This window comes from Mesorhizobium sp. ISC11, assembly GCF_037162595.1.
GTDB lineage: Bacteria > Pseudomonadota > Alphaproteobacteria > Rhizobiales > Rhizobiaceae > Mesorhizobium > Mesorhizobium ciceri.
Window position 1 is genome coordinate 3,072,593 of the sequence record NZ_JAVSPW010000001.1, and the last position, 22,444, is coordinate 3,095,036.

The 22,444-nt window shown below is 63.1% G+C and carries 18 protein-coding genes; 16 read left to right on the top strand and 2 right to left on the bottom strand.

All coding sequences use genetic code 11. From position 1 onward, the window contains the following. Positions 1–119: 119 nt before the first annotated feature. Positions 120–1,253 carry an aminomethyltransferase family protein gene (locus RPF88_RS15280; RefSeq protein WP_063167618.1) on the bottom strand — a complete coding sequence of 378 codons (1,134 nt, stop codon included), beginning with the start codon at positions 1,251–1,253 and terminating at the stop codon, positions 120–122. Between the two features lie 286 nt (positions 1,254–1,539). On the opposite strand from RPF88_RS15280, the gene RPF88_RS15285 reads away from it, so the two are divergent. The 16 genes from RPF88_RS15285 to RPF88_RS15360 all read left to right on the top strand — a co-directional run bounded on the left by RPF88_RS15285 (position 1,540) and on the right by RPF88_RS15360 (position 19,117). Next, the gene (locus RPF88_RS15285) at positions 1,540–1,827 is read left to right on the top strand and encodes a hypothetical protein (RefSeq protein ID WP_013532898.1); all 288 of its coding nucleotides are present in this window, start codon (positions 1,540–1,542) and stop codon (positions 1,825–1,827) included. A gap of 12 nt (positions 1,828–1,839) precedes the next feature. Next, positions 1,840–2,217 carry a hypothetical protein gene (locus RPF88_RS15290; RefSeq protein WP_013532899.1) on the top strand — a complete coding sequence of 126 codons (378 nt, stop codon included), beginning with the start codon at positions 1,840–1,842 and terminating at the stop codon, positions 2,215–2,217. A gap of 35 nt (positions 2,218–2,252) precedes the next feature. After that, on the top strand, positions 2,253–2,414 hold the full coding sequence (locus tag RPF88_RS15295; protein WP_013532900.1) for a hypothetical protein: 162 nt from the start codon (positions 2,253–2,255) through the stop codon (positions 2,412–2,414). Between the two features lie 14 nt (positions 2,415–2,428). Beyond that, the gene (locus RPF88_RS15300; protein ID WP_024502594.1) at positions 2,429–3,832 is read left to right on the top strand and encodes an APC family permease; all 1,404 of its coding nucleotides are present in this window, start codon (positions 2,429–2,431) and stop codon (positions 3,830–3,832) included. 45 nt (positions 3,833–3,877) lie between these two features. After that, complete coding sequence (locus RPF88_RS15305) at positions 3,878–4,567, top strand: hypothetical protein (protein ID WP_024502593.1); 690 nt, start codon at positions 3,878–3,880, stop codon at positions 4,565–4,567. Beyond that, positions 4,564–4,887: a hypothetical protein gene (locus tag RPF88_RS15310; RefSeq protein WP_063167617.1), complete on the top strand. Its 324-nt coding sequence runs from the start codon at positions 4,564–4,566 to the stop codon at positions 4,885–4,887. The genes RPF88_RS15305 and RPF88_RS15310 overlap by 4 nt, the downstream gene beginning before the upstream one ends. Positions 4,888–4,992: 105 nt before the next feature. Further along, positions 4,993–5,889 (top strand): class II glutamine amidotransferase, encoded by an 897-nt coding sequence (locus tag RPF88_RS15315; RefSeq protein WP_063167616.1) that lies wholly within the window; start codon positions 4,993–4,995, stop codon positions 5,887–5,889. Positions 5,890–5,893: 4 nt separating this feature from the next. Then, positions 5,894–6,619 (top strand): GXGXG domain-containing protein, encoded by a 726-nt coding sequence (locus RPF88_RS15320; protein ID WP_013532905.1) that lies wholly within the window; start codon positions 5,894–5,896, stop codon positions 6,617–6,619. A 6-nt stretch (positions 6,620–6,625) separates the two neighbouring features. Continuing rightward, entirely contained in the window at positions 6,626–7,954 is a 1,329-nt protein-coding gene (locus RPF88_RS15325; RefSeq protein WP_063167615.1) for an FMN-binding glutamate synthase family protein, read from the top strand. Positions 7,955–8,015: 61 nt separating this feature from the next. Next, entirely contained in the window at positions 8,016–9,323 is a 1,308-nt protein-coding gene (gene glnT, locus RPF88_RS15330; protein WP_063167614.1) for a type III glutamate--ammonia ligase, read from the top strand. 36 nt (positions 9,324–9,359) lie between these two features. Next, complete coding sequence (locus RPF88_RS15335; protein ID WP_013532907.1) at positions 9,360–10,613, top strand: sarcosine oxidase subunit beta family protein; 1,254 nt, start codon at positions 9,360–9,362, stop codon at positions 10,611–10,613. Between the two features lie 16 nt (positions 10,614–10,629). Then, positions 10,630–10,905 (top strand): sarcosine oxidase subunit delta, encoded by a 276-nt coding sequence (locus RPF88_RS15340; protein ID WP_024502588.1) that lies wholly within the window; start codon positions 10,630–10,632, stop codon positions 10,903–10,905. Then, positions 10,905–13,886 carry a sarcosine oxidase subunit alpha gene (locus tag RPF88_RS15345; protein ID WP_063167613.1) on the top strand — a complete coding sequence of 994 codons (2,982 nt, stop codon included), beginning with the start codon at positions 10,905–10,907 and terminating at the stop codon, positions 13,884–13,886. Before RPF88_RS15340 ends, RPF88_RS15345 begins: the two co-directional genes overlap by 1 nt. Then, a complete protein-coding gene (locus RPF88_RS15350) occupies positions 13,879–14,502 on the top strand; it encodes a sarcosine oxidase subunit gamma (RefSeq protein WP_337122664.1) in 624 nt (207 codons plus the stop codon). Before RPF88_RS15345 ends, RPF88_RS15350 begins: the two co-directional genes overlap by 8 nt. Before the next feature lie 146 nt (positions 14,503–14,648). Further along, positions 14,649–17,018, top strand: coding sequence for a DUF1989 domain-containing protein (locus RPF88_RS15355; protein ID WP_063167612.1), 2,370 nt, complete (start codon positions 14,649–14,651; stop codon positions 17,016–17,018). A gap of 389 nt (positions 17,019–17,407) precedes the next feature. Further along, positions 17,408–19,117 carry an APC family permease gene (locus RPF88_RS15360; protein WP_337122665.1) on the top strand — a complete coding sequence of 570 codons (1,710 nt, stop codon included), beginning with the start codon at positions 17,408–17,410 and terminating at the stop codon, positions 19,115–19,117. Between the two features lie 68 nt (positions 19,118–19,185). On the opposite strand, the gene RPF88_RS15365 is transcribed toward RPF88_RS15360, so the two are convergent. Then, a complete protein-coding gene (locus RPF88_RS15365) occupies positions 19,186–22,332 on the bottom strand; it encodes an efflux RND transporter permease subunit (RefSeq protein WP_013532913.1) in 3,147 nt (1,048 codons plus the stop codon). Positions 22,333–22,444: the final 112 nt, after the last annotated feature.

Sequence of the window (22,444 nt, forward strand, 5' to 3'; positions counted from 1 at the left end):
CTTCACCGTTTCATAGAAACGGCGGACCGCTCTATCTCTTTGCTTTGACGCAATTCCGGACGGAAAACCGTTTCACACTTTTCCTGGAATTGCTCGAACCCCTCGCCGTCGACTATGCCTCAACCTTTCGCCGTGCGCTTGGTCTTCTTGGGATCGTCGAATGGCAATGGCTGGGCGGTGGCCTTGATGGCGCCGCTCCTGTTGCGGATTTCGAGCTTGGTGTCCTTGACCGCGCAGTCGACGTCGAGGCGGGCGATGCCCATCGATTTCTCGACCAGCGGCGAATACATGGCGCAGGTCACCACGCCCACCTTCTTGCCGTCGCGATAGACCAGCGCACCCTCATCGGCCGGCTCCTTGCCGTCGAGCAGAACGCCGTAGATCTTGAAGCGCTCCTTACCCTTGAGGCGATAATGCTCCTCGGCGCCGCGAAAGCCGGTCTTTCCGGGGCTGACGGTGAAGTCGAGGCCGAGTTCCCACAGCGTGTCGCCGGGTCCTTCGTTCTCGAACGGGTATTTCTGCGAATTGTCGTAGGGGTAGAACAGCAAGTAGCTTTCCACCCGCAGCATGTCGAGGGTGGTGAAGCGGCACGGAATGATGCCGGCGCTCTTGCCCTCGTCGAGAATCCTGTCCCAGATCGTGCCGGCATCCTGGCCGCGGCAGAAGATCTCGTAGCCGCGCTCGCCGGTGTAGCCGGTGCGCGAGATCATGACGGGCAAACCGAACAGTTGCGTCTGCATATGATGGAAATAGTTGAGGTCGCGAATGCCCGGCACGTGCTTGGCCAGATAGTCGACGGCGGTTGGCCCCTGCAGCGAAAGATCGTGCAGATTGTCGTCGAAGCGCAGCGACACGTCGCGGCCCATAGCCGCCCGCTGCAATTCTTCATGGCCGGTGCCCGAACCATGCACGACCATCCAGGCATTGGGGCCGGTGCGGTAGAGGATGCAATCGTCGGTGAATTTTCCCGCCTCGTTCAGCATGCAGGCATAGGCCGACTTGCCGGGATAGATCTTTTCGACGTCGCGCGTCGTCGCCAGGTCGATCAGGTGTGAAGCATGCGGCCCGGTGATGTGCACCTTCTTGAGGCCGGAGACATCCATCAGGCCAGCCTTGGTGCGGATGGCGATGTACTCCTCGTCGGCATCCTTGTCGTAGGTCCAGGCGGTTCCCATGCCGCTCCAGTCTTCGAGCTTCGAACCGAGCGCTCGGTGGCGATCCGCCAGGGTCGAAAATCTCCAGGATGCCGTCATCCGCTCGTCCTCCGTTTCGATAATGCTCTGCTGTTCCCTGCCCCCTGCGCAGTGGCGGGAGCTTTGACCGAATATTGATCGCAAACGCCAGGACGCCGCAATACCCATAAGCAATTAATTTCATTGTCAGGCAAAATCCACCGCGCAAAGCAAACAGTTAACCTCACGTAAATCGCGCTTGACAATTGCGGGATTCGGACTGAATTTATGAAAAAAATTTCACTCTCTTGAAAGAGGGCAGCGGCCGGCCAATTCGGGGCCTGGCGTTGGAAAAAGGGGAAAACCGATGTCAGACATGCAACAGCGCATCGAAGCGCTGTACCGCTCCGACGTGCGCGGATCTGCGCTCCTGATCGTCTGCCTGTGGGCGACGATCCTCTTCGTCCTGCTCATGACATGGCCCTACATCCCGCACAGCGGCATCAAGGCCGTGGTCGCGATCGCCGCCGCCGCCGTGCTGATCTTCAACACGGCCGCCATCCTGGCGATGGTCAAGCACTACAAGGAAGACAAGGAATTCATCTACGGGCTCGACATCAAGAACGCCGACGCATTCCGCAACCGCAAGTCCTGAGGGGTAGAAGAAATGTCCCGCTACACGCCGCCGGAGCAGAGCAAGGCCGGGCAGGTTTTCGACATCGCCGTCGTCGTCGTCGCCATTTTCGTGGCGCTGTGGCTGCCGCTGAAACTGGGCCTCGCCGGTGCGGCGAAATCCATCGACGCGCTCGACGCCAAGACGTGGGAAGCGCTCGGCCAGAACCCGACCATGGCCTCGATCTGGGAAAAGCTCGGCTACACGCCCGAGACCGCGCACGACATCATCCAGAACCGCTTCCATTATGTCATCGACTGGCCGACGCTGATCATAATGGCTGCGGTGCTGATAGGCTATTTCGTCTTCCTGTTTCGCGCATCCGACCGCGAATATCGCGACGTCATCAACGAAAAATTCGACGACAAGTAAGAGTTCTGAGGACGATTTAATTCGGGGACACGATCATGTGGGTGGCACTCTCTTACGCATGCTGGGGCATCTCGATCGTGCTCGCTTTGTGGATGCTTTACGACTGGTTCAAGGTCGACACGACCTTCTCCGAAGAGGTGCTGACCTCGTCGCGCGAAGGCGAACTGGAAGCCACTTCCGAAAAACACCGGATCTGAGTGAGGATTGAACAATGACGATCGCACTTGAACCGGCTGCCCCGGCTGTCCAAGGGGACAGAGTTTCACTCCTGCGCGTGCTCGGACCGGCCCATGTCTGGGCGCTCGGCGTCGGCATCGTCCTGGTCGGCGAATTCACCGGCTGGAATTTCTCGGCGGACAAGGGTGGCGCGCTGGCCGCGCTCATCGTCTGCTGGGTCGTCGGATTGCTCTACACCTCGGTCGCGATGATCGATTCCGAGGTGACATCGACCGTGGCCGCCGCTGGCGGCCAGTATGCGCAGGCAAAGCACATCGTCGGACCGCTGATGGCGTTCAACGTCGCGCTGTTCCTGGTCTTTGCCTACACGATGCTCGAAGTGTCCGACGCCATCCTGCTCGGCGACACCATCGTCGCCAAGGCCGGCGTCGAAGGGCTCACCCACAATTCCTTCATCGCCGCGACCATCGTCGTGCTGGCGTGGCTGAACTATCGCGGCGTGCTGATGACGCTCAACGTCAACTTCGTCATCACCGCGATCGCCTATATCTCGATCGTCATCCTGTTCTTTTCGGTCAGCCCGTGGACGCAAGGCGCGGTGCTGAAGCTGAACGAACTGGTCACCCCAGGCAATGCGCTTCCCTATGGCTGGATCGGCGTCATCGCCGCCTTCCAGTTCGGCATATGGTACTATCTCGGCATCGAAGGCACCACACAGGCCGCCGAGGAAGTGCGCTCCCCGGCCCGCTCGCTGCCTTACGGCACCATGGCCGGCATGATCACGCTTTTGATCGCGGCGGCCATGACCTGGTATGTCTGCGCCTCCCTGATGCCCTGGGAATATCTCGGCATCACCTACTATCCACTGTGGGACGCCGGCAAGCTGACCGGCAGCCCGCTGCTCGAGAACCTGTTGTTCGTCGCCACGCTGCTCGCCGCGCTGGCGTCGGCCAATGGCTGCATCAACGATGCGGCGCGCGCCTGGTTCTCGCTCGGCCGCGACCGCTATCTGCCGACATGGTTCTCGGCCGTGCATCCGAAATATCGCACGCCCTATCGCTCGATCCTGTTCCTGCTGCCGATCGCGCTGGCCTTCGCCTTCATCGCCGACCTCAACCAGGCGATCACCTTTTCGATCCTGTCGGGGGTGCTGCAATACACGTTCATGAGCATCAACATCATCATGTTCCGCAAGAAATGGCCGCTGGGCTCGATCCGCCGAGGCTACACCCACCCCTTCCATCCGATCCCGGCCATGGTGCTGTTCTGCCTGTGCGTGGTGACCTTCTTCGCCATCTTCCTCGGCTTCGGCTCGCAGCTGATCGCCATGGTCGCCTTCTACTTCCTGATCTCGCTGTGGTTCCACTTCTACCGTTACAAATTCGTGCGGCGCGGCGACCAGTTCACCATGCCGTGGCCAAAGCCGCAGGGTTATTGATGGGAGTAGGCCCGTCCGGATCCCGGGCGGGCCTGGCATGAGAAAATGTCCGATCTGACATCAGCACTGCTGGCCGGGGCCATTGTCCTGGTTGTCGTTCTCCACCTTGCCTGGCAAGCGCGTGCCAGCCGCAGCAGGGCATCGATGGCGCTCGCCGTCGAGCAGGACCGCATCCGCACAATCATCGCCGATGCTGCCAATGTTTCGGATGGCACCGCCGGCGTCATCACCTGGGAAGGATCCTGGAACAGCAAACGTGTCCAGGTGCGCACCATCGTCGATACGCTGGCGACGCGCAAACTGCCGGCGCGCTGGCTCAGTGTTTCGATCACCGAAGAGGTCGCGGTACCAGCCACCTTCGACATGATGATGCGGCCGGGCTCGCCGACGACCTTCTCCAATTTCGATCATCTCGAGCATACGCTGCCCAAGGCTCCGGGATTTCCCGCCGAGTCGGTGCTGCGCACCGACCGCAGGGCGGCGCGCTTTCCGCAAGGCCTGATCGCCAGCCATATCGAGATCTTTTCCGAAGGGCGCGCCAAGGAACTGCTGATCACGCCCAAGGGTATACGCATCGTCTGGCTTCTGGCCGAAGCCGAGCGGGCGCGCTATGGCGTTTTCCGGCAGGCCGAATTCGGCGACGCCGCACTCGATCCCGCGCTGATCGAAAGGCTGCTGATGTCGGTGTCGGCGCTTCGCGACGCGATCAACAAAAGCGAACGGCAGGCCGCATGACCAGTTCCGCCACTGCACCCGCCAATCCCTATCTGGTTCTCGGCGCCGCAATCGTGCTGCCGGGAAGCGGGCACGTCATTCTGGGCGTGCCGGTGCGCGGCCTTCAATTCCTTTTCTTCATGGTGATCCTGGCATGGGTGACGGCCAAGATCGCGCCGCCCGATGCCAGCTTCGTCGGCCGTCACGCCGGCGGCTTCCTGATCTATGCTTTGTCGATCCTGGACGCCTACAAGCTCGCCCGCATCCGCACCGCCAAATGGGTTCACAACGCCCGGCAAGGCAACGATAGTGGGCAGAGCGGCATTGAGACGCATAGGTAATTAGAGGAATATTTTTTTCATACGATTGAATTTGCGGACCTCATTCGATACATCATTTTCAGAGTTGCAAACGATCTCTTAGCTACAAAACGTCGGGAGGCTGACATGTGTGGAATTGTCGGACTGTTTTTGAAGGACAAGTCGCTGGAACCCCAGCTTGGCGCGATGCTGTCGCAGATGCTGATCTCGCTCAGCGATCGCGGTCCCGATAGCGCCGGCATCGCCATCTATGGCGCGCCGTCCAAGAATGAGGCCAAGATCACCATCCAGTCGGCCAAGCCCGACCGCGATTTCCGCGGCCTCGAGGCGGAGCTCGCCAAGGCCATCGGCACGCCGGTGACGATCGCGGTGAAATCCACCCATGCAGTCGTCAGGACCACCCCCGCGAAGATCGATGAAGCGCGCGAAACCATCCAGGCGCTGCGCCCCGACATCCGCATCATGGGCGCCGGCGACGTGGTCGAGATCTACAAGGAAGTCGGCCTGCCCGAGGCAGTCGTCGATCGCTTCGATGTCCGCAAGATGACCGGCACACATGGCATCGGCCATACCCGCATGGCGACGGAATCGGCGGTGACGACGATGGGCGCGCATCCGTTCTCGACCGGCGCCGACCAGTGCCTGGTGCACAATGGCTCGCTGTCGAACCACAACAATGTCCGCCGCGAACTGATCCGCGAAGGCATGACCTTCGAAACCGAGAACGACACCGAAGTCGCTGCCGCCTATCTCTCGTCACAGATGGCGCATGGCAAGAATCTCGGCGAGGCGCTGGAAGGCACGCTCTCCGACCTCGACGGCTTCTTCACCTTCGTCGTCGGCACCAAGAACGGCTTTGGCGTGGTGCGCGATCCGATTGCCTGCAAGCCAGCCGTGATGGCCGAAACCGACCAATATGTCGCCTTCGGCTCGGAATATCGCGCGCTGACCAAACTGCCCGGCATAGACAATGCGAGGGTCTGGGAACCCGAGCCCGCAACCGTCTATTTCTGGGAGCATTGAGTTCATGCCGGCAACCACGCTTTCAAAAACCGCGGCACACGACCCTCGGGTCTTCGATCTCGACCAGTTGTCGCTGCGCGAACTCAACCAGGCGCTGCACAATCTGGCTCCCGGCTCGAACGAAACGGCATGGGAAGTGCTGAACCCGAAAGGCAGCCATTCGGTGGCCGTTGGCGTCGACCAGCCTGTTGCCATCGATGTGCGCGGCAGCGTCGGCTATTACTGCGGCGGCATGAATTCCGGCAGCACCATTACCGTGCATGGCTCGGCAGGGCCTGGAGTCGGCGAGAACATGATGTCGGGCTCGATCACCATCAAAGGCGACGCCAGCCAGTATGCCGGCGCCACCGGCAAGGGCGGCCTGCTGGTCATCGAAGGCAACGCCTCGTCGCGCTGCGGCATTTCGATGAAGGGCATCGATATCGTCGTGCATGGAAATATCGGCCATATGTCGGCCTTCATGGCGCAGTCAGGCAATCTGGTGGTGTTGGGCGATGCCGGCGATGCGCTCGGCGATTCCATCTACGAGGCGCGGCTCTTCGTGCGCGGCAAGGTCGACAGCCTCGGCGCCGACTGCATCGCCAAGGAAATGCGGACCGAGCATCTGGAATTGCTGCAGGGCCTGCTCGACCGCGCCGGCGTCACCGGCGTCAAGCCGTCGGAGTTCAAGCGCTACGGCTCGGCGCGTACCCTCTATAATTTCAATATCGACAACGCCGACGCGTATTGAGGCAGCATGACCTACAGGAACCCGCCGACGACGCCGCGCAAATCCGCGACCTTCGACGACTACACGCTTTCCGAGATCCGCCGTGCCGCGGCGACCGGCATCTATGACATCCGTGGCGCCGGCGCCAAGCGCAAGCTGCCGCATTTCGACGACCTACTGTTCCTCGGCGCCTCGATCTCGCGTTACCCGCTCGAAGGCTATCGCGAGCGCTGCGACACATCGGTCGTGCTCGGCTCTCGCCATGCCAAGAAGCCGATCGAGTTGAAGATTCCGATCACCATTGCCGGCATGAGCTTCGGCTCGCTGTCGGGTCCGGCCAAGGAAGCGCTCGGACGCGGCGCTACCCTGTCGGGCACCTCGACCACGACGGGCGACGGCGGCATGACCGAGGAGGAGCGCGGCCATTCCAAGCAACTGGTCTATCAATATCTGCCGTCGCGCTACGGCATGAACCTGCGCGATCTGCGCCGCGCCGATGCGATCGAGGTCGTCGTCGGCCAGGGCGCCAAGCCGGGTGGCGGCGGCATGCTGCTTGGCCAGAAGATTTCGGATCGTGTCGCCGAAATGCGCACGCTGCCGAAAGGCATCGACCAGCGCTCGGCCTCACGCCATCCCGACTGGACCGGACCCGACGATCTCGAGATCAAGATCCTCGAATTGCGCGAAATCACCGACTGGGAAAAACCGATCTACGTCAAGGTCGGCGGCGCGCGCCCCTATTATGACACGGCGCTTGCCGTGAAGGCCGGCGCCGATGTCGTTGTCGTCGACGGCATGCAGGGCGGCACCGCCGCCACCCAGGAAGTGTTCATCGAAAATGTCGGCCAGCCGACGCTTGCCTGCATCAGGCCGGCCGTGCAGGCGCTGCAGGACCTCGGCATGCACCGCAAGGTGCAGTTGATCGTCTCCGGCGGCATTCGCAACGGCGCCGATGTCGCCAAGGCGCTGGCGCTCGGCGTCGACGCGGTCTCGATCGGCACGGCGGCCCTTGTCGCGCTCGGCGACAACGATCCGCGCTGGGAGGCGGAGTACAACGAGCTTGGCACCACGGCCGGCGCCTATGACGATTGGCACGAGGGGCGCGACCCCGCCGGCATCACCACGCAGGATCCGGAACTGATGAAGCGGGTCGATCCGGTGACTGCCGGGCGCCGGCTGGCGAACTACCTCAAGGTGATGACGCTTGAGGCTCAAACGATCGCCCGCGCGTGCGGCAAGAACAGCCTGCACAATCTCGAACCCGAGGACCTGGTCGCGCTGACGATCGAGGCAGCCGCCATGGCCGGCGTGCCGCTGGCCGGCACCAACTGGATACCGGGGAAGAACGGCTTCTGATCAACGAAGGGCCGATTCCCGCATACTCGGGAACAACAATCGATAAAAATGGGGAACTACCGTGGCAACTGATCTTGCTGAATTCGCAAGGGCGAAAAACGTCAAATATTTCATGATTTCCTACACTGACCTGTTCAGTGGCCAGCGTGCCAAGCTGGTGCCGGCGCAGGCGATATCAGACATGCAGAAGGACGGCGCCGGCTTTGCCGGTTTCGCCACATGGCTGGACCTGACGCCGGCGCATCCCGACATGCTTGCGGTGCCGGATCCGGATTCGGTGATCCAGCTGCCGTGGAAGCCTGAGGTCGCCTGGGTGGCGGCCAACTGCATCATGGACGACAAGGAGGTCGACCAGGCGCCGCGCAACACACTGAAGCGGCTGATCGCGGAAGCCGCCAGCGACGGCATGCATGTCAAGACCGGCGTCGAGGCCGAGTTCTTCCTGATCTCGCCTGACGGCAAGACGATCTCCGACGAATACGACACGGCCTCAAAACCCTGCTACGACCAGCAAGCGGTGATGCGGCGCTACGACGTCATCGCCGAGATCTGCGACCACATGCTGGCGCTCGGCTGGGGCGCCTATCAGAACGACCATGAGGACGCCAACGGCCAGTTCGAGATGAACTGGGCCTTCGACGACGCGCTGGCGACCGCCGACAAGCACTCGTTCTTCAAATTCATGGTCAAGTCGATCGCGGAAAAGCATGGCCTGCGCGCGACCTTCATGCCGAAGCCCTTCCAGGGCCTGACCGGCAATGGCTGCCATGCGCATATCTCGGTCTGGGACAAGGCCGGCAAGACCAACGTCTTCGCCGACAATTCGATGGAGCTCGGCCTGTCGGCCAAGGGCAGGAATTTCCTCGGCGGCATCATGAAACATGCCTCCGCACTGGCCGCGATCACCAACCCGACGGTGAATTCCTACAAGCGCATCAACGCGCCGCGCACCATTTCGGGCGCGACCTGGGCACCGAACACGGTGACCTGGACCGGCAACAACCGCACCCACATGGTGCGGGTGCCCGGCCCCGGCCGCTTCGAGCTGCGGCTGCCGGATGGCGCCGCCAATCCCTATCTCCTGCAAGCGGTCATCATCGCCGCCGGCCTCGACGGCATTCGCTCGAAGGCCGATCCTGGCAAGCGCTACGACATCGACATGTACCAGCATGGCCATACGGTAAAGGGCGCGCCAAAACTGCCGCTCAACCTGCTCGACGCCTTGCGCGAGTTCGACAAGGACAAATCGCTCAAGGCGGCGCTGGGTGAGGATTTCTCGTCGGCCTACCTAAAGCTGAAGCACCAGGAATGGAATTCCTATGCTTCGCACTTCACGCAATGGGAGCGCGACCACACGCTGGATATTTGACCACCAGCGCGACGCGAGCGACCTCGGAATGAACTGATGAAATATTCGATCTTCTCGCTCGCTCGTGCCGCCCTGTCCGGCCACAAGAACTGGCAGCGCACCTGGCGCGACGCCACGCCGAAGGATCGCTACGACGTGGTGATCATCGGCGGCGGCGGGCACGGGCTGGCCACCGCCTGGTTCCTCGCCAGCGAGTACGGCATCAAGAATGTCGCCGTGCTCGAAAAAGGCTGGATCGGCTCCGGCAATGCCGGCCGCAACACCACCATCATCCGCTCCAATTACGGTCTGCCCGGCAACACCGGCTTCTACGAATTGTCGATGAAGCTGTGGGAGCGGATGGAGCAGGACCTCAACTACAATGCGATGGTCAGCCAGCGCGGCGTCATCAACCTCTACCATTCCGATGCGCAGCGCGACGCCTATGCGCGGCGCGGCAACACTATGCGCATCAACGGCATCGACGCCGAACTGCTCGACCTCGCTGCCGTCAGGAAGATGATCCCGTTCCTGAACTTCGACAATGCGCGCTTTCCCGTGCAAGGCGGGCTGTTGCAGCGGCGCGGCGGCACGGCGCGGCACGATGCGGTGGTCTGGGGCTATGCGCATGCGGCGAGCGAACTCGGCGTCGACATCATCCAGAATTGCGAAGTCACCGGTTTTGTCAGGGACGCCAATGGCAAGGTGACCGGCGTCGAGACGTCGCGCGGCAAGATCGGCGCCGGAAAGGTTGGCATGGCGGTCGCCGGCTCCTCGTCGCGCGTCGCAGCAATGGCCGGTCTGCGCCTGCCGATCGAGAGCCACGTGCTGCAGGCCTTCGTCTCCGAGGCGATCAAGCCGCTCATCCCGGGCGTCATGACCTTCGGCGCCGGCCATTTCTACGTCAGCCAGTCCGACAAGGGCGGCCTCGTCTTCGGCGGCGATATAGACGGCTACAATTCCTACGCCCAGCGCGGCAACATGCCTGTGATGGAAGACGTCTGCGAGGGCGGCATGGCGCTGATGCCGATGATCGGCCGCGTGCGCCTGCTGCGCCAGTGGGGCGGCATCATGGACATGTCGATGGATGGTTCACCGATCATCGACAAGACGCCCGTCGACGGGCTCTATCTCAACGCGGGCTGGTGCTATGGCGGCTTCAAGGCGACGCCAGGGTCCGGTTTTGTCTTTGCGCACCTCCTGGCTCGCGACGAGTCGCATGAAGAAGCGGCACGGTTCCGCCTAGACCGGTTCCGAACTGGCGCCATGATCGACGAAAAGGGCCAGGGCGCCCAACCGAACCTGCATTGAAGGCGGTTTAGAAGAAATGCGCATTGCCTGTCCTTTCTGCGGTGAACGCGAACTCGGCGAGTTCACCTATCTCGGCGACGCCAAGCCGGTGCGGCCCGAGGCCGGCGCCTCGGAAGACGAGGTCTTCGACTATGTCTATCTGCGCGACAATGTCGCCGGCGCGACCAGCGAATATTGGTACCATGGCGGTGGTTGCCGGGCTTGGCTGAAGGTCACCCGCAACACGCTGACGCACGAGATTTCCTCCATCGAACCGGCGGCTGGTGCCGGCGCTGCGAAGGTTGGTGCGTGATGGCCGGCGCGCAGACACACCGGCTCGGCAATCGCGGGCTTGTCGACCGCTCGGCACCGCTGAACTTCCGTTTCGACGGCAAGGCTTTCTCCGGCTTCCAGGGCGACACGCTCGCCTCGGCGCTGATCGCCAACGGCGTCAAGCTGGTCGGCCGCTCATTCAAATACCATCGCCCGCGCGGCATCCTGACTGCGGGCTCGGAAGAACCCAATGCGCTGGTTGAGCTGCGCACCGGGGCACGGCGCGAGCCGAACACCAAGGCGACGACGGCCGAACTCTATGACGGGCTCGAGGCCGCCAGCCAGAACCGTTGGCCGTCGCTGCGCCACGACGTGATGTCGGTCAACCAGCTGTTCGCGCCGATCTTCGTTGCCGGCTTCTACTACAAGACATTCATGTGGCCGGCGAAGTTCTGGGAAGCGATCTATGAGCCGGCGATCCGCCGCGCCGCAGGCCTTGGCCGTGCCGCCGGCCTTGCCGATCCCGACCACTACGACAAGGCATGGGCGCATTGCGACGTGCTGATCGCCGGCTCCGGCCCGGCTGGTCTGGCCGCGGCGTTGGCAGCCGGCCGCGCAGGCGCCCGCGTCATCCTGTGCGAGGAGGATTTTGTCCTCGGCGGCCGTCTGCTGTCGGATGGCGGAATGATCGACGGCGAACCTGCGGCCGAGTGGATTTCGCGGACGCTGGCTGAACTGGCTGGTATGCCCGACGTCCGCGTCATGACCCGCACGACGCTGTTCGGCGTCTACGATGGCGGCACCTATGGCGCCATTGAGCGGGTCAACGACCATTTGCCCTCGCCGCCCGAGCACCAGGTGCGCCAGCGCCTGTGGCGGATCGTGGCGAAGCGCTGCGTCGTGGCAGCCGGCGCCATCGAACGGCCGATCGTCTTTGCCGGCAACGACACGCCCGGCGTGATGATGGCCTCCGCCATGCGCACCTATGTCGCGCGCTACGCCGCTACACCGGCAAAGCGGATCGCACTTTTCACCAACAATGAGGACGGCTGGCGCACCGTCGAGACGGCGCTCGGTGCCGGCCTGCAGATAGCGGCGGTCATCGATGCACGGCCCGAAATATCGCCGGCGCATCGTTCGCTGGCCTCGAAGGGCGGCTTCCCGGTGCTGCACGGTTCCGTCAGTGGCATCGACGGCGGCAAGGATGGCGTCAGGAAAATCGCGGTGTCGCTGACCGGCGGCGCGCGCGCCGAGGTCGAAGCGGACGGGCTCGCCGTTTCCGGCGGCTGGAACCCGGCGGTCGGGCTGACCTCCTATCATCGCGGCCGGCCGAAATGGCGCAGCGACATCTCCGCCTTCGTGCCCGACGGCGCGCCTCCAGGCATGGTCGCCGCGGGTGCCGCCAATGGCGATTTCGGGCTCGGCGCCTGCCTGAGCCAGGGATTTGCCGCTGGCGCGGCAGCGGCCCGTGACACGGGGCACAATGGTACGGCGGGCGCCGCGCCTGCCGCCGATGACGAGGCTTTTTCGCTGACGCCGCTCTGGCATGTCGCCGGCAAGGGCAAAGCCTTTGTCGACCAGCAACACGACGTCACCGCGTCCGACATCGAGCTGGCGCAGCGCGAGGGTTTTGAATCGGTCGAGCATCTGAAGCGCTACACCACGCTCGGCATGGCGACCGACCAGGGCAAGACCTCGAATGTCGCCGGCCTCGCCATCATGGCTGCGGTCAGCGGCCGTTCGATCCCCGAGACCGGGACAACGATCTACCGGCCGCCTTACGTGCCCGTCGCCATCGGCGCCTTCGCCGGCCATCACCGCGACGAGACTTTCCATGCGACGCGGCTGACGCCGTCGCATCACTGGGCCGTGGAACAAGGTGCTGTCTTCGTCGACACCGGCCTGTGGAAGCGGGCGCAGTGGTACCCCCGCGCGGGCGAGAAGGACTGGCTGGAATCGGTGACGCGCGAGGTCAAGGCGGTGCGCTCAGGCGTCGGATTCTGCGATGTCTCGACGCTCGGCAAGATCGACGTGCACGGTCCGGATGCCGGCGCCTTCCTCGACCGCGTCTACATCAACACCTTCTCCAGTCTTGCAGTGGGCAAGGCGCGCTACGGTCTGATGCTGCGCGAGGACGGCATCGTCTATGACGACGGCACCACGTCGCGGCTGGCCGAAGACCACTATTTTCTCACCACCACCACGGCCAAGGCCGGTCTGGTGATGCAGCATCTCGAATTCTGCCGCCAGGTGCTGTTCCCGGAGCTCGACGTGCAGCTCACTTCCGTCTCCGACCAGTGGGCGCAGTTCTCGATCGCCGGACCGAGCGCGCGGGAGTTGCTGAAACAGATCGTTGATGAGTCCGAGGACCTTTCCAACGAAGGCTTTCCGTTCATGGGCGCGCGCGAAGTGACGTTGCGCGGCGGCCTCAAGGCGCGGCTGTTCCGCATCTCGTTCTCCGGCGAAATGGCCTTCGAGATCTCGGTACCGGCACGCTTCGGTGATGCGATGGCACGCAATCTGATGCTGGCCGGCGCGCCATTCGGCGTGACGCCTTACGGCACCGAGGCGCTCGGCGTCATGCGCGTCGAAAAGGGCCACATCGCCGGACCGGAACTGAGCGGCACGACGACAGCGGCCGATCTTGGTCTGGGCAAGATGATGTCGACCAAGAAAGACTATATCGGCCGCGTCATGGCCGGACGCGAGGCGCTGGTAGCCCCAGATCGCCAGGTCGTCGTCGGCATCAAGCCGACGGACGAGACACGCCGGTTGCGCTCCGGCGCACACATCATCCCGAAGGGGCAGACGCCCGGCCCCGGCAACGACCAGGGCTATGTCACCTCGGTCTGCTTCTCGCCGACGTTGGATCAGTGGATCGGGCTCGCGCTTGTCGAACGCGGCCGCGAACGCATCGGCGAGATCGTGCACGCGCATGATCCATTGCGCGGCGAAGACTATGACGTCGAACTCTGCAATCCCGTCTTCTACGACCCGGATGGAGGGCGCCAGCGTGGTTGAGTTTTCCTGGGTTTCTCGCAGCCCACTCGAGCATGCGCTTGTCACCGGTACAGATGGCGCACGCGGTATCGAGGCCGGCATTTCGCTGACCGAGATCCGCAATTTTGATCTGATCCAGGTGATGGCGCGGCGCGGCCAGGCGGCCGAGCTGGGACAAGCCGCCAAGGCTCGGTTTGGTGTTGCTGTCCCTGATGCGCCGAAGGCGGTGCGGACTTCGGACGCAACGCTGATCTGGTCGGGACCGGACCAGTTCTTCGTGCTGTCGAAGGGCGGCAAGCACACGATGCAGACGCTGGAGCCCGCATTGTCCGGCTCGCTGTCGGACCAGTCGCATGCGCGGGTTCTGGTCAGCATCTCCGGCGCCAAGGCGCGGACAATGCTGGCGAAACTGTCGTCGATCGATTTGCATCCCGATTCGTTTCCGGTTGGCGCCGCCGCCGCGACGTCGATGGATCACACCAGCGTCACGCTCTGGCGCGACAGTGATCGGACGGATGGGCAGGCGGTGTTCAACGTTCTGATGTTTGCGACGTTTGCCGAGAGCCTTTGGCATACGATGCTGGATTCGGGCGCGGAGTACGGCGTCGACATCAACCATACAGAGAGACTGGCTTAGCCTTGGCTAGTCTTCCCTTCTCCCACAACAAGGGGAGAAGGCAAAGCGCGCCACCTCCGCCTTGCCAAACCCAACCGCACTGCTATTCTTGCTGCTAAAATAATTTCACGCACAGGCAAACTTGTTTCTCGAACCGCAAGGCTGAGATGAGCCAGTCGCCCTACCCCGCAATTGCTGCCGGACCGCCCAAGCCTAGCCTCATCCTGAGGCCGGGCCAGATCGCGCTGCCGCCGGGCATGGAGCGTTATACGATCCAGGGCAACGGCGCGGTGCTGATCGACATCGAGGCCGGCGACGCGATCACCGTGCGCAATGTCGAAGGCGGCCAGGCCTGCGAACTTCTGGCCTGGGACAGGACCGGCGCGACCGATCCCGGCATTTTTGGTGAAGCATCGAACAGCAACGCTGCCGGCATCAAAGCGCTGCTCATAGAGGGCGACGACAGTCTCGCATCCCTGCGGAGCGGGCTCGCCCGCCGGCAGGTGCAGCTTGACCACGCCAGGGCGGTGCGGGTGTTCGGCGTCACGACACCGGCCGGCACCGAGCAGGCTTTCACCGTCGCACGCGATGGTGCGGTGCTGATTGCCGCCCCCGGCGGGCCGATGCTGGTCGATGGTCATGACACGGCGACACCGCTGACCGTCTTCGTTCGCCGCGCCACGATCCGCCCGGCGGCGAAATCGGTATTGGCTGATCCGCTTGCCGACCCGGTGCTCGATTTGCGCGTCCATTCGGCGACCGCGGAGGCCTATTTCGTTGGGGCTGGCGACTATCTGCAGATCATCGATGTCGACGGGCGCCAATGCACCGATTTCCAGTGCTTTTCGGCGCGCAAGCTGGACAGGGGACTGGATCATCCGCTCGACGTGACGACGACGCGCACGCTCATGGGTGCGAGCTACCCGATGCCCGGCCTGCATTCCAAATACTATGACCAGGACATGGAGCCGCTGGTCGAGGTGGTGCAGGACACATGCGGCCGGCACGACGCCTTCGCGCTCGCCTGCGCCGCCAAATATTACGACGACATCGGCTATCCCGGACACACCAACTGTTCGGAGAATTTCAACGGCGCTCTGGCCGGCAAGGGCGTCAATCCCCGCGCGGGCTGGATGGCGATCAACTTCTTCTTCAACACGGCGATCGACGCGCATGGCGTCATGGTGTCCGACGAGCCGTGGTCGCGGGCGGGCGACTATGTGCTGCTCAGGGCGCTCACCGACATCGTTTGCGTTTCCTCCGCCTGCCCCGACGACACGACGCCGGCCAATGGCTGGAACCCGACCGACATCCATGTGCGGACCTATTCCGGCCAGCACAAATTCTCGCGAGCGATCGCCAGACGCATGACGCCCGATTCGGAACCGAAAATGACCCGCGAGACCGCTTTTCATTCGAGCTTTGCCAAGCACACCCGCAACTTTCAGGAGTACAAGGGCTATTGGCTCGCCAATTCCTTCGCCAAGGACGGGCCGATCGCCGAATACTGGGCCTGCCGCCAAGACGCGGTGATCATGGACCTGTCGCCGCTGCGCAAGTTCGAGGTCACCGGCCCGGATTCCGAAGCGCTGCTGCAATACACGCTGACCCGCGACGTCAAGAAGCTTGGCGTTGGCCAGGTGGTCTATTCGGCCATGTGCTACGAGCATGGCGGCATGATTGATGACGGCACCCTGCTGCGGCTGGGCAAGGACAATTTCCGCTGGGTCGGCGGCGACGATCTGTCTGGCGAGTGGCTGCGCGAGACGGCGACAAAACTCGGCCTCAATGTCCTTGTGCGTTCCTCCACCGACCAGATGCACAATGTCGCCGTGCAGGGACCGAAGAGCCGCGACATCCTCAGGGAGGTGATCTGGACCTCGCCGCTGCAGCCGTCGATCGACGAACTCGAATGGTTCCGCTTCGCCGTCGCCCGCATTGGTGGCGGCAACGGCATTCCGGTCGTCGTCTCGCGCACCGGCTATACCGGCGAGCTCGGCTACGAGATCTGGTGCCATCCGCGCGACGCCGAAAAAGTCTTCGACGCCATCTGGGAAGCCGGCCAGCCTCACGGGCTGAAGCCGATGGGACTGCAGGCGCTGGACATGGTGCGCATCGAGGCCGGGTTGATCTTCGCCGGATACGAATTTTCCGACCAGACCGATCCGTTCGAGGCCGGCATCGGCTTCACCGTGCCGCTGAAGAGCAAGACCGACGATTTCGTCGGCCGCGAGGCGCTGATCCGCCGCAAGGAGCACCCGCAGACGAAGCTGGTCGGTCTCGACATCGACGCCAATGTCGACGTCGGCCATGGCGATTGCGTGCATGTCGGCCGTGCCCAGATCGGCGTGGTCACGTCAGGCATGCGCTCGCCGGTGCTGAACAAGACCATCGCGCTGGCCAGGCTCGATGTCACCCATTCGGCTGTCGGTACCGAGGTCGAGATCGGCAAGCTCGACGGCCATGCCAAGCGGCTGCCGGCGCGAGTCGTCGCCTTCGCCCACTACGATCCGCAAAAGACCAAACCGCGTTCCTGACGGCCCTTCCCTCCCAAGACAGTGAGGCCGTGCTGCAGTTCGTGATAGGAATTTTTTCTTGACCTGCTGAGGGCAGCTATGCTACATATTCGTCCATGGTGCTGATTTGCGCCGCGACCCGCCTCCGGCGGGTTTTCGCTTCCTGACCCTTGGTCCTTTTCCGAACAATCCCACCGCGGCAGTGTGAAGCCGACATGTTTCGCAAGCGTGATGTGCACGGCGCGACAAATCGCTTGACCTGAAAGCGCGCCGGATCAATCTTCACTGTTAAGAAAAAAATGCGACTGAGTGGAAACACCGACAGCCGCCCAAAGCATGCGTCGATGATGAAGCCTCGCGAAGTCGCGGCCGTCACGAACGGGGAACATCAAAATGGGGAACAAAGACATATGAGCACGATAACGACTGTCCTGGAGCCGCTTGCCGAAGGCAAGTTGCACCGAAATATCGACTGGCGCGGCGCCTTCTGGGTGGCGAGCGGCGTGCCGGCCCTGGTCCTGTTCTCGATCGGCGGCATTGCCGGCACGACCGGCACGCTGGCCTTCGCGATCTGGATCTTCTCCATGATCATGGGCTTCCTGCAATCCTTCACCTATGCCGAAATCGCCGGCCTGTTTCCGAACAAGTCGGGCGGCGCGTCGATCTACGGCGCCACCGCCTGGCTGCGCTATTCCAAGTTCATCGCGCCGCTGTCTGTCTGGTGCAACTGGTTCGCCTGGTCGCCGGTGCTGTCGCTCGGCTGCTCGATCGCCGCCGCCTACATCCTCAACGCGCTGGCGCCAGTGCCGCTGTTCACCGAAACCTCACCCAATGTCGTCGCCTATATCGCCGCGCATGCCGGGACGAGTGCCGCCGACGCCATCACAGCGGTGACCGCGGCGGCGACGCCGGCAATCCGCAACTGGACGCTTTACAGCCACACGCTGGGACCGGTCTCGTTCACCTTCAACGCGACCTTCTTTATCGGCGCAGTGCTGATGCTGATCATCTTTGCGATCCAGCATCGCGGCATTCTCGGCACCGCCAATGTGCAGAAATATATCGGCCTCTTGGTCATCGTCCCGATGCTGATCGTCGGCGTGGTGCCGATCGTCACCGGCCAGATCAACTGGGCGAATTTTTCGCCGCTGGTGCCGCTGGCCGCAGCCTACGCGCCCGAGCCCGGTGCCTGGAACATCGCCGGCTGGACGCTGGTGCTTGGTGGTATGTTCATCGCCGCCTGGTCGACCTACGGCTTCGAGACCGCCGTCTGCTACACATCCGAGTTCAAGAACCCCGGCACCGACACGTTCAAGGCGATTTTCTATTCCGGCCTTCTGTGCATGCTGCTGTTCATCCTGGTGCCGTTCACCTTCCAGGGCGTGCTTGGCCTCAACGGTATGCTGGCGACGCCGATCGTCGACGGCTCCGGGGTCGCCGACGCGCTGGCCGGCATGGTCGGCGGCGGCGCGCTAGTCCACAGCCTGTTGGTGATGCTGATGATCCTGGCGCTGGTGCTGTGCATCATGACGGCCATGGCCGGCTCTTCGCGTACGCTCTACCAGGGCTCGGTCGACGGCTGGCTGCCGCGCTATCTCAGCCATGTCAACGAACATGGTGCGCCGACACGGGCAATGTGGACCGATCTCGTCTTCAACCTGATCGTGCTGGCCATCGCCTCGGCCGACGCGACGAGCTTCTTCTTCATCCTCGCCGTGTCGAATTGCGGTTACATCATCTTCAACTTCCTCAACCTCAACGCCGGCTGGATCCACCGCATCGACAACGGCCATATCGCACGGCCCTGGAAGGCGCCGAGCTGGCTGCTCGGGATCGGGGCGATCTTCGCCTATGTCAACGCGATCTTCATGGGCGCCGGTGCCAAGGTATGGAACCCGATGGCGCTGTGGGCCGGCCTGATCACGGCAGCGCTGATCATCCCGGTGTTCTGCTTCCGACACTACATTCAGGACAAGGGCAAGTTCCCCGACCACATGCTGGCCGATCTCGGCATGACGGGGGCCGACCTCTCGGTCAAAAAGGCGGGCATGCTGCCCTATCTGACGCTGGTCGCCGGCGTGGTGGTGATGCTGCTCGCCAACTGGTTCTTCGTCATCTGACCTCATAAAAATAAAAAGGATCGGGCGCGCTTCGGCGCGCCCGATCCTTTTCGACTGGCGTGATCGATCTATTCGGCGGCCAGCGCCAATTGCGGCTTTTCGGCTTCCTGGCTCAGTTCCAGATCGTCCGTCCGTCCCTCCGCCCCGCGCTTTTTCGGCTCCCGGCCGAAGAACAGGGCGTAACCGGCCGGCAGGACCAGGATGGTCAGCACCGTGGCAACCAGGATGCCGCCCATCATGGCGTAGGCGAGCGGACCCCAGAAGACGCCGCGCGAGATCGGGATCAGCGCCAGCACCGCCGTCAGCGCCGTCAGCGTGATCGGCCGGAAACGGCGAACGGCCGAACCGATGATGGCCTCGTAGCGGTCCATGCCCGCGGCGATGTCCTGGTCGATCTGGTCGACCAGGATGATCGAGTTGCGCATGATGATGCCGAGCAGCGCGATGACGCCGAGAATGGCGACGAAGCCGAACGGCGCACCGCTGATCAGGAGTGCCGCGGCAGCACCGATAATGCCAAGCGGACCGGTCGCCAGCACCAGCATCGCCTTGCCGAAGTTCTGCAGCTGGATCATCAAAAGCACGACAATGACGGCCAGCATGATCGGTGCCTTGGCGGCGATCGAAGCCTGGCTTTCCGCCGAATCCTCCGCACCGCCCTGGATTTCGATCTTGTAACCGGGCGCCAGACCCGCACGCAGGTCCTTCATGTCGTTGTACATCTTGGTGACGACGTCGTTGGACTGCACGCCGTCGGGCAAGGTGGCGCGCACGCTGATGGTCGGCAGGCGGTCGCGGCGCCATTCGATGCCTTGCTCCAGCACCGGCACCACCTTGGCCACCTGCGACAGCGGCACGAAACCGCCGAAGTCGGTCGGGATATAGACCGAGTCGACCGAGGACAGCAGGCTGCGGCTGGCATTCGGCTCGCGGGCGACGATGGACACCGTCTCCTCGCCGTCGCGGAAGTCGTCGAGCGGCGCGCCGGACATCGTCGCCTGCAGCATCTGGCGGATGCGCTGCGAGGTAACGCCGAGTGCGCGGGCACGATCCTGGTCGATGACCAGCTTCATCGCCGGAACCGGCTCCAGCCAGTCATCATGCACGGCGCCAAGCAGCGGATCTTCACGGAACTTCGCCTTCACCTGGTCGGCGATGCGGCGCACCTCCTGGCGATCCGGCCCCATGACGCGCATCTGCACCGGCCAGCCGGTCGGCGGACCGAGGAACAGACGATCGACCTTGGCACGGATGGACGGGAAGTCTTGCGCCAGAACGGTGCGCAACTTGACGATCAGACGCTCGCGAGCCGGTTCGTCATTGGCCATGACGAGCAACTGGGCAAAGTTGGGGTTGCTCAGCTGCTGGTCGAGCGGCAGGAAGAAGCGCGGCGCGCCCTCGCCGATATAGGTGGCGATGAAACGCTTGTCCTTGTCGTCCATCATCTTGGTCTCGAGCGCCTTGGCCTGCGCCTCGACTTCCTTGATGCTGGTGCCTTCCGGCAGCCAAAGGTCGACGAGGATTTCCGGCCGCGACGATTGCGGGAAGAAGTTCTGCGGAATGAACTGGAAAGCCCACAGGCTGGTGCCGAAGGTGACCAGCGTCATCACCAGGACGATGATGCGATGGCGCACGGCCCAGCTGACGGTGGCACGAAGCCGGCGGTAGAAACGCGTGTCGAAGACATCGTGATGGCTGCCGGCATGCTTGCGCTGCTTGAGGATCATGTTGCCGAGCCATGGCGTGAAATAGACCGCGACGAACCAGGAGACGATCAGCGCGATGCCGACGACATAAAACAGCGTGCGGACATATTCGCCGGCGGTCGAGGCCGCGAAGCCGACCGGAATAAAGCCGGCCGTGGTGATCAGCGTGCCGGTCAGCATCGGGAAGGCGGTCGAGGAATAGGCGAAGCTCGCCGCCTCGACCTTGACCATTCCCTCCTCCAGCTTGCGCTCCATCATCTCGACGACGATCATCGCGTCGTCGACCAGAAGACCGAGCGCGATGATCAGCGCGCCGAGCGAGATGCGCTGCAGGTCGATGCCGAGCTCGTACATGATGGCGAAGGTCGCGGCCAGCACCAGCGGGATGGCGATGGCGATGACCAGGCCGGAACGCCAACCGATCGACAGGAACGAGACCACGAGCACGATCAGCAACGCTTCGCCAAGCGCATGCATGAACTCCGCCACCGCATCGGTGACGACGCCCGGCTGGTCGGAGATCTGGTCGACCGCAACGCCGTAGGGCAGCGCCTCTTCGAAGCGCTTGTAGGTGGCCTCGACATCCTTGCCGACATCGGTAACCTTGAAGCCCTTGGCCATGACGACGCCCAACTGCACGCTGTCGTGACCGTTGAAGCGGTACTTTCGCTGGAACGGATCCTGCAACCCCGAACTCACCGTGGCGATGTCGCCCAGCCTCGTGACCTGACCGCCGGCGCGCAGGCGCAGGTTCCTGATATCCTCGACCTTGCCGACATCGCCCTCGACGGAAATGCGCACCGAGTTGGTGCCGGTATCGACGGAGCCGGCCGGGTCGACATTGTTCTGTCCCTTGATCGCATTCTGCAGATCGGTCAGCGTCAGGCCCCGTTCGGCCAGGGCCTTGGACGAGACGTCGATATAGAGCTTTTCAGGCTGGTCGCCGATGATAACGGCTTTTTCGACGCCGGGCGTCGTCAAAAGCATGTCGCGCGCCTGGATGGCGAACTTCTTCAGCTCGGGATAGCTGAAGCCGTCGCCGCTGATCGAATGCAGGGTGATAAAGGTGTCGCCGAATTCGTCGTTGAAATAGGGGCCGAGCAGACCTTGTGGCAAGTCACCGGCAATGTCACCGACCTTCTTGCGCACCTGGTAGAACGCGTCGGTCACCTCGGCGGTGTTGGTGTCGCCCTTGATCTGCACGGTGATGATGGCGCTGCCGGCGCGGGTGAAGGAGCGCACGAAATCGAGATGCGGCGTCTCCTGCAGCTTGCGTTCGATCTTGTTGACGACCTGGTCTTCCATCTCCTGGATCGAGGAGCCCGGCCAGATCGCCTGGACGACCATGACCCGGAAGGTGAAATCGGGATCTTCCTTCTGGCCCATGCGCATCAGGCCGAGCGCGCCGGAAATGATGATCAGGCCGAACAGGAACCGCGCAATGGCGGGATGGCCGATTGCCCAGCGCGACAGGTTGAAGGGCCGCTTCTCTTCCGTGGAATTGGTCATCGACGCTGGTCCATCTATCTAGCGCAACAAAATCGAGGGTTCGTAGTGGCTTCCGGGCGGCAAGGCTCTCCCAGCGGAGAAGCACTCATCGCGGTGGGACGCGAAATCGATG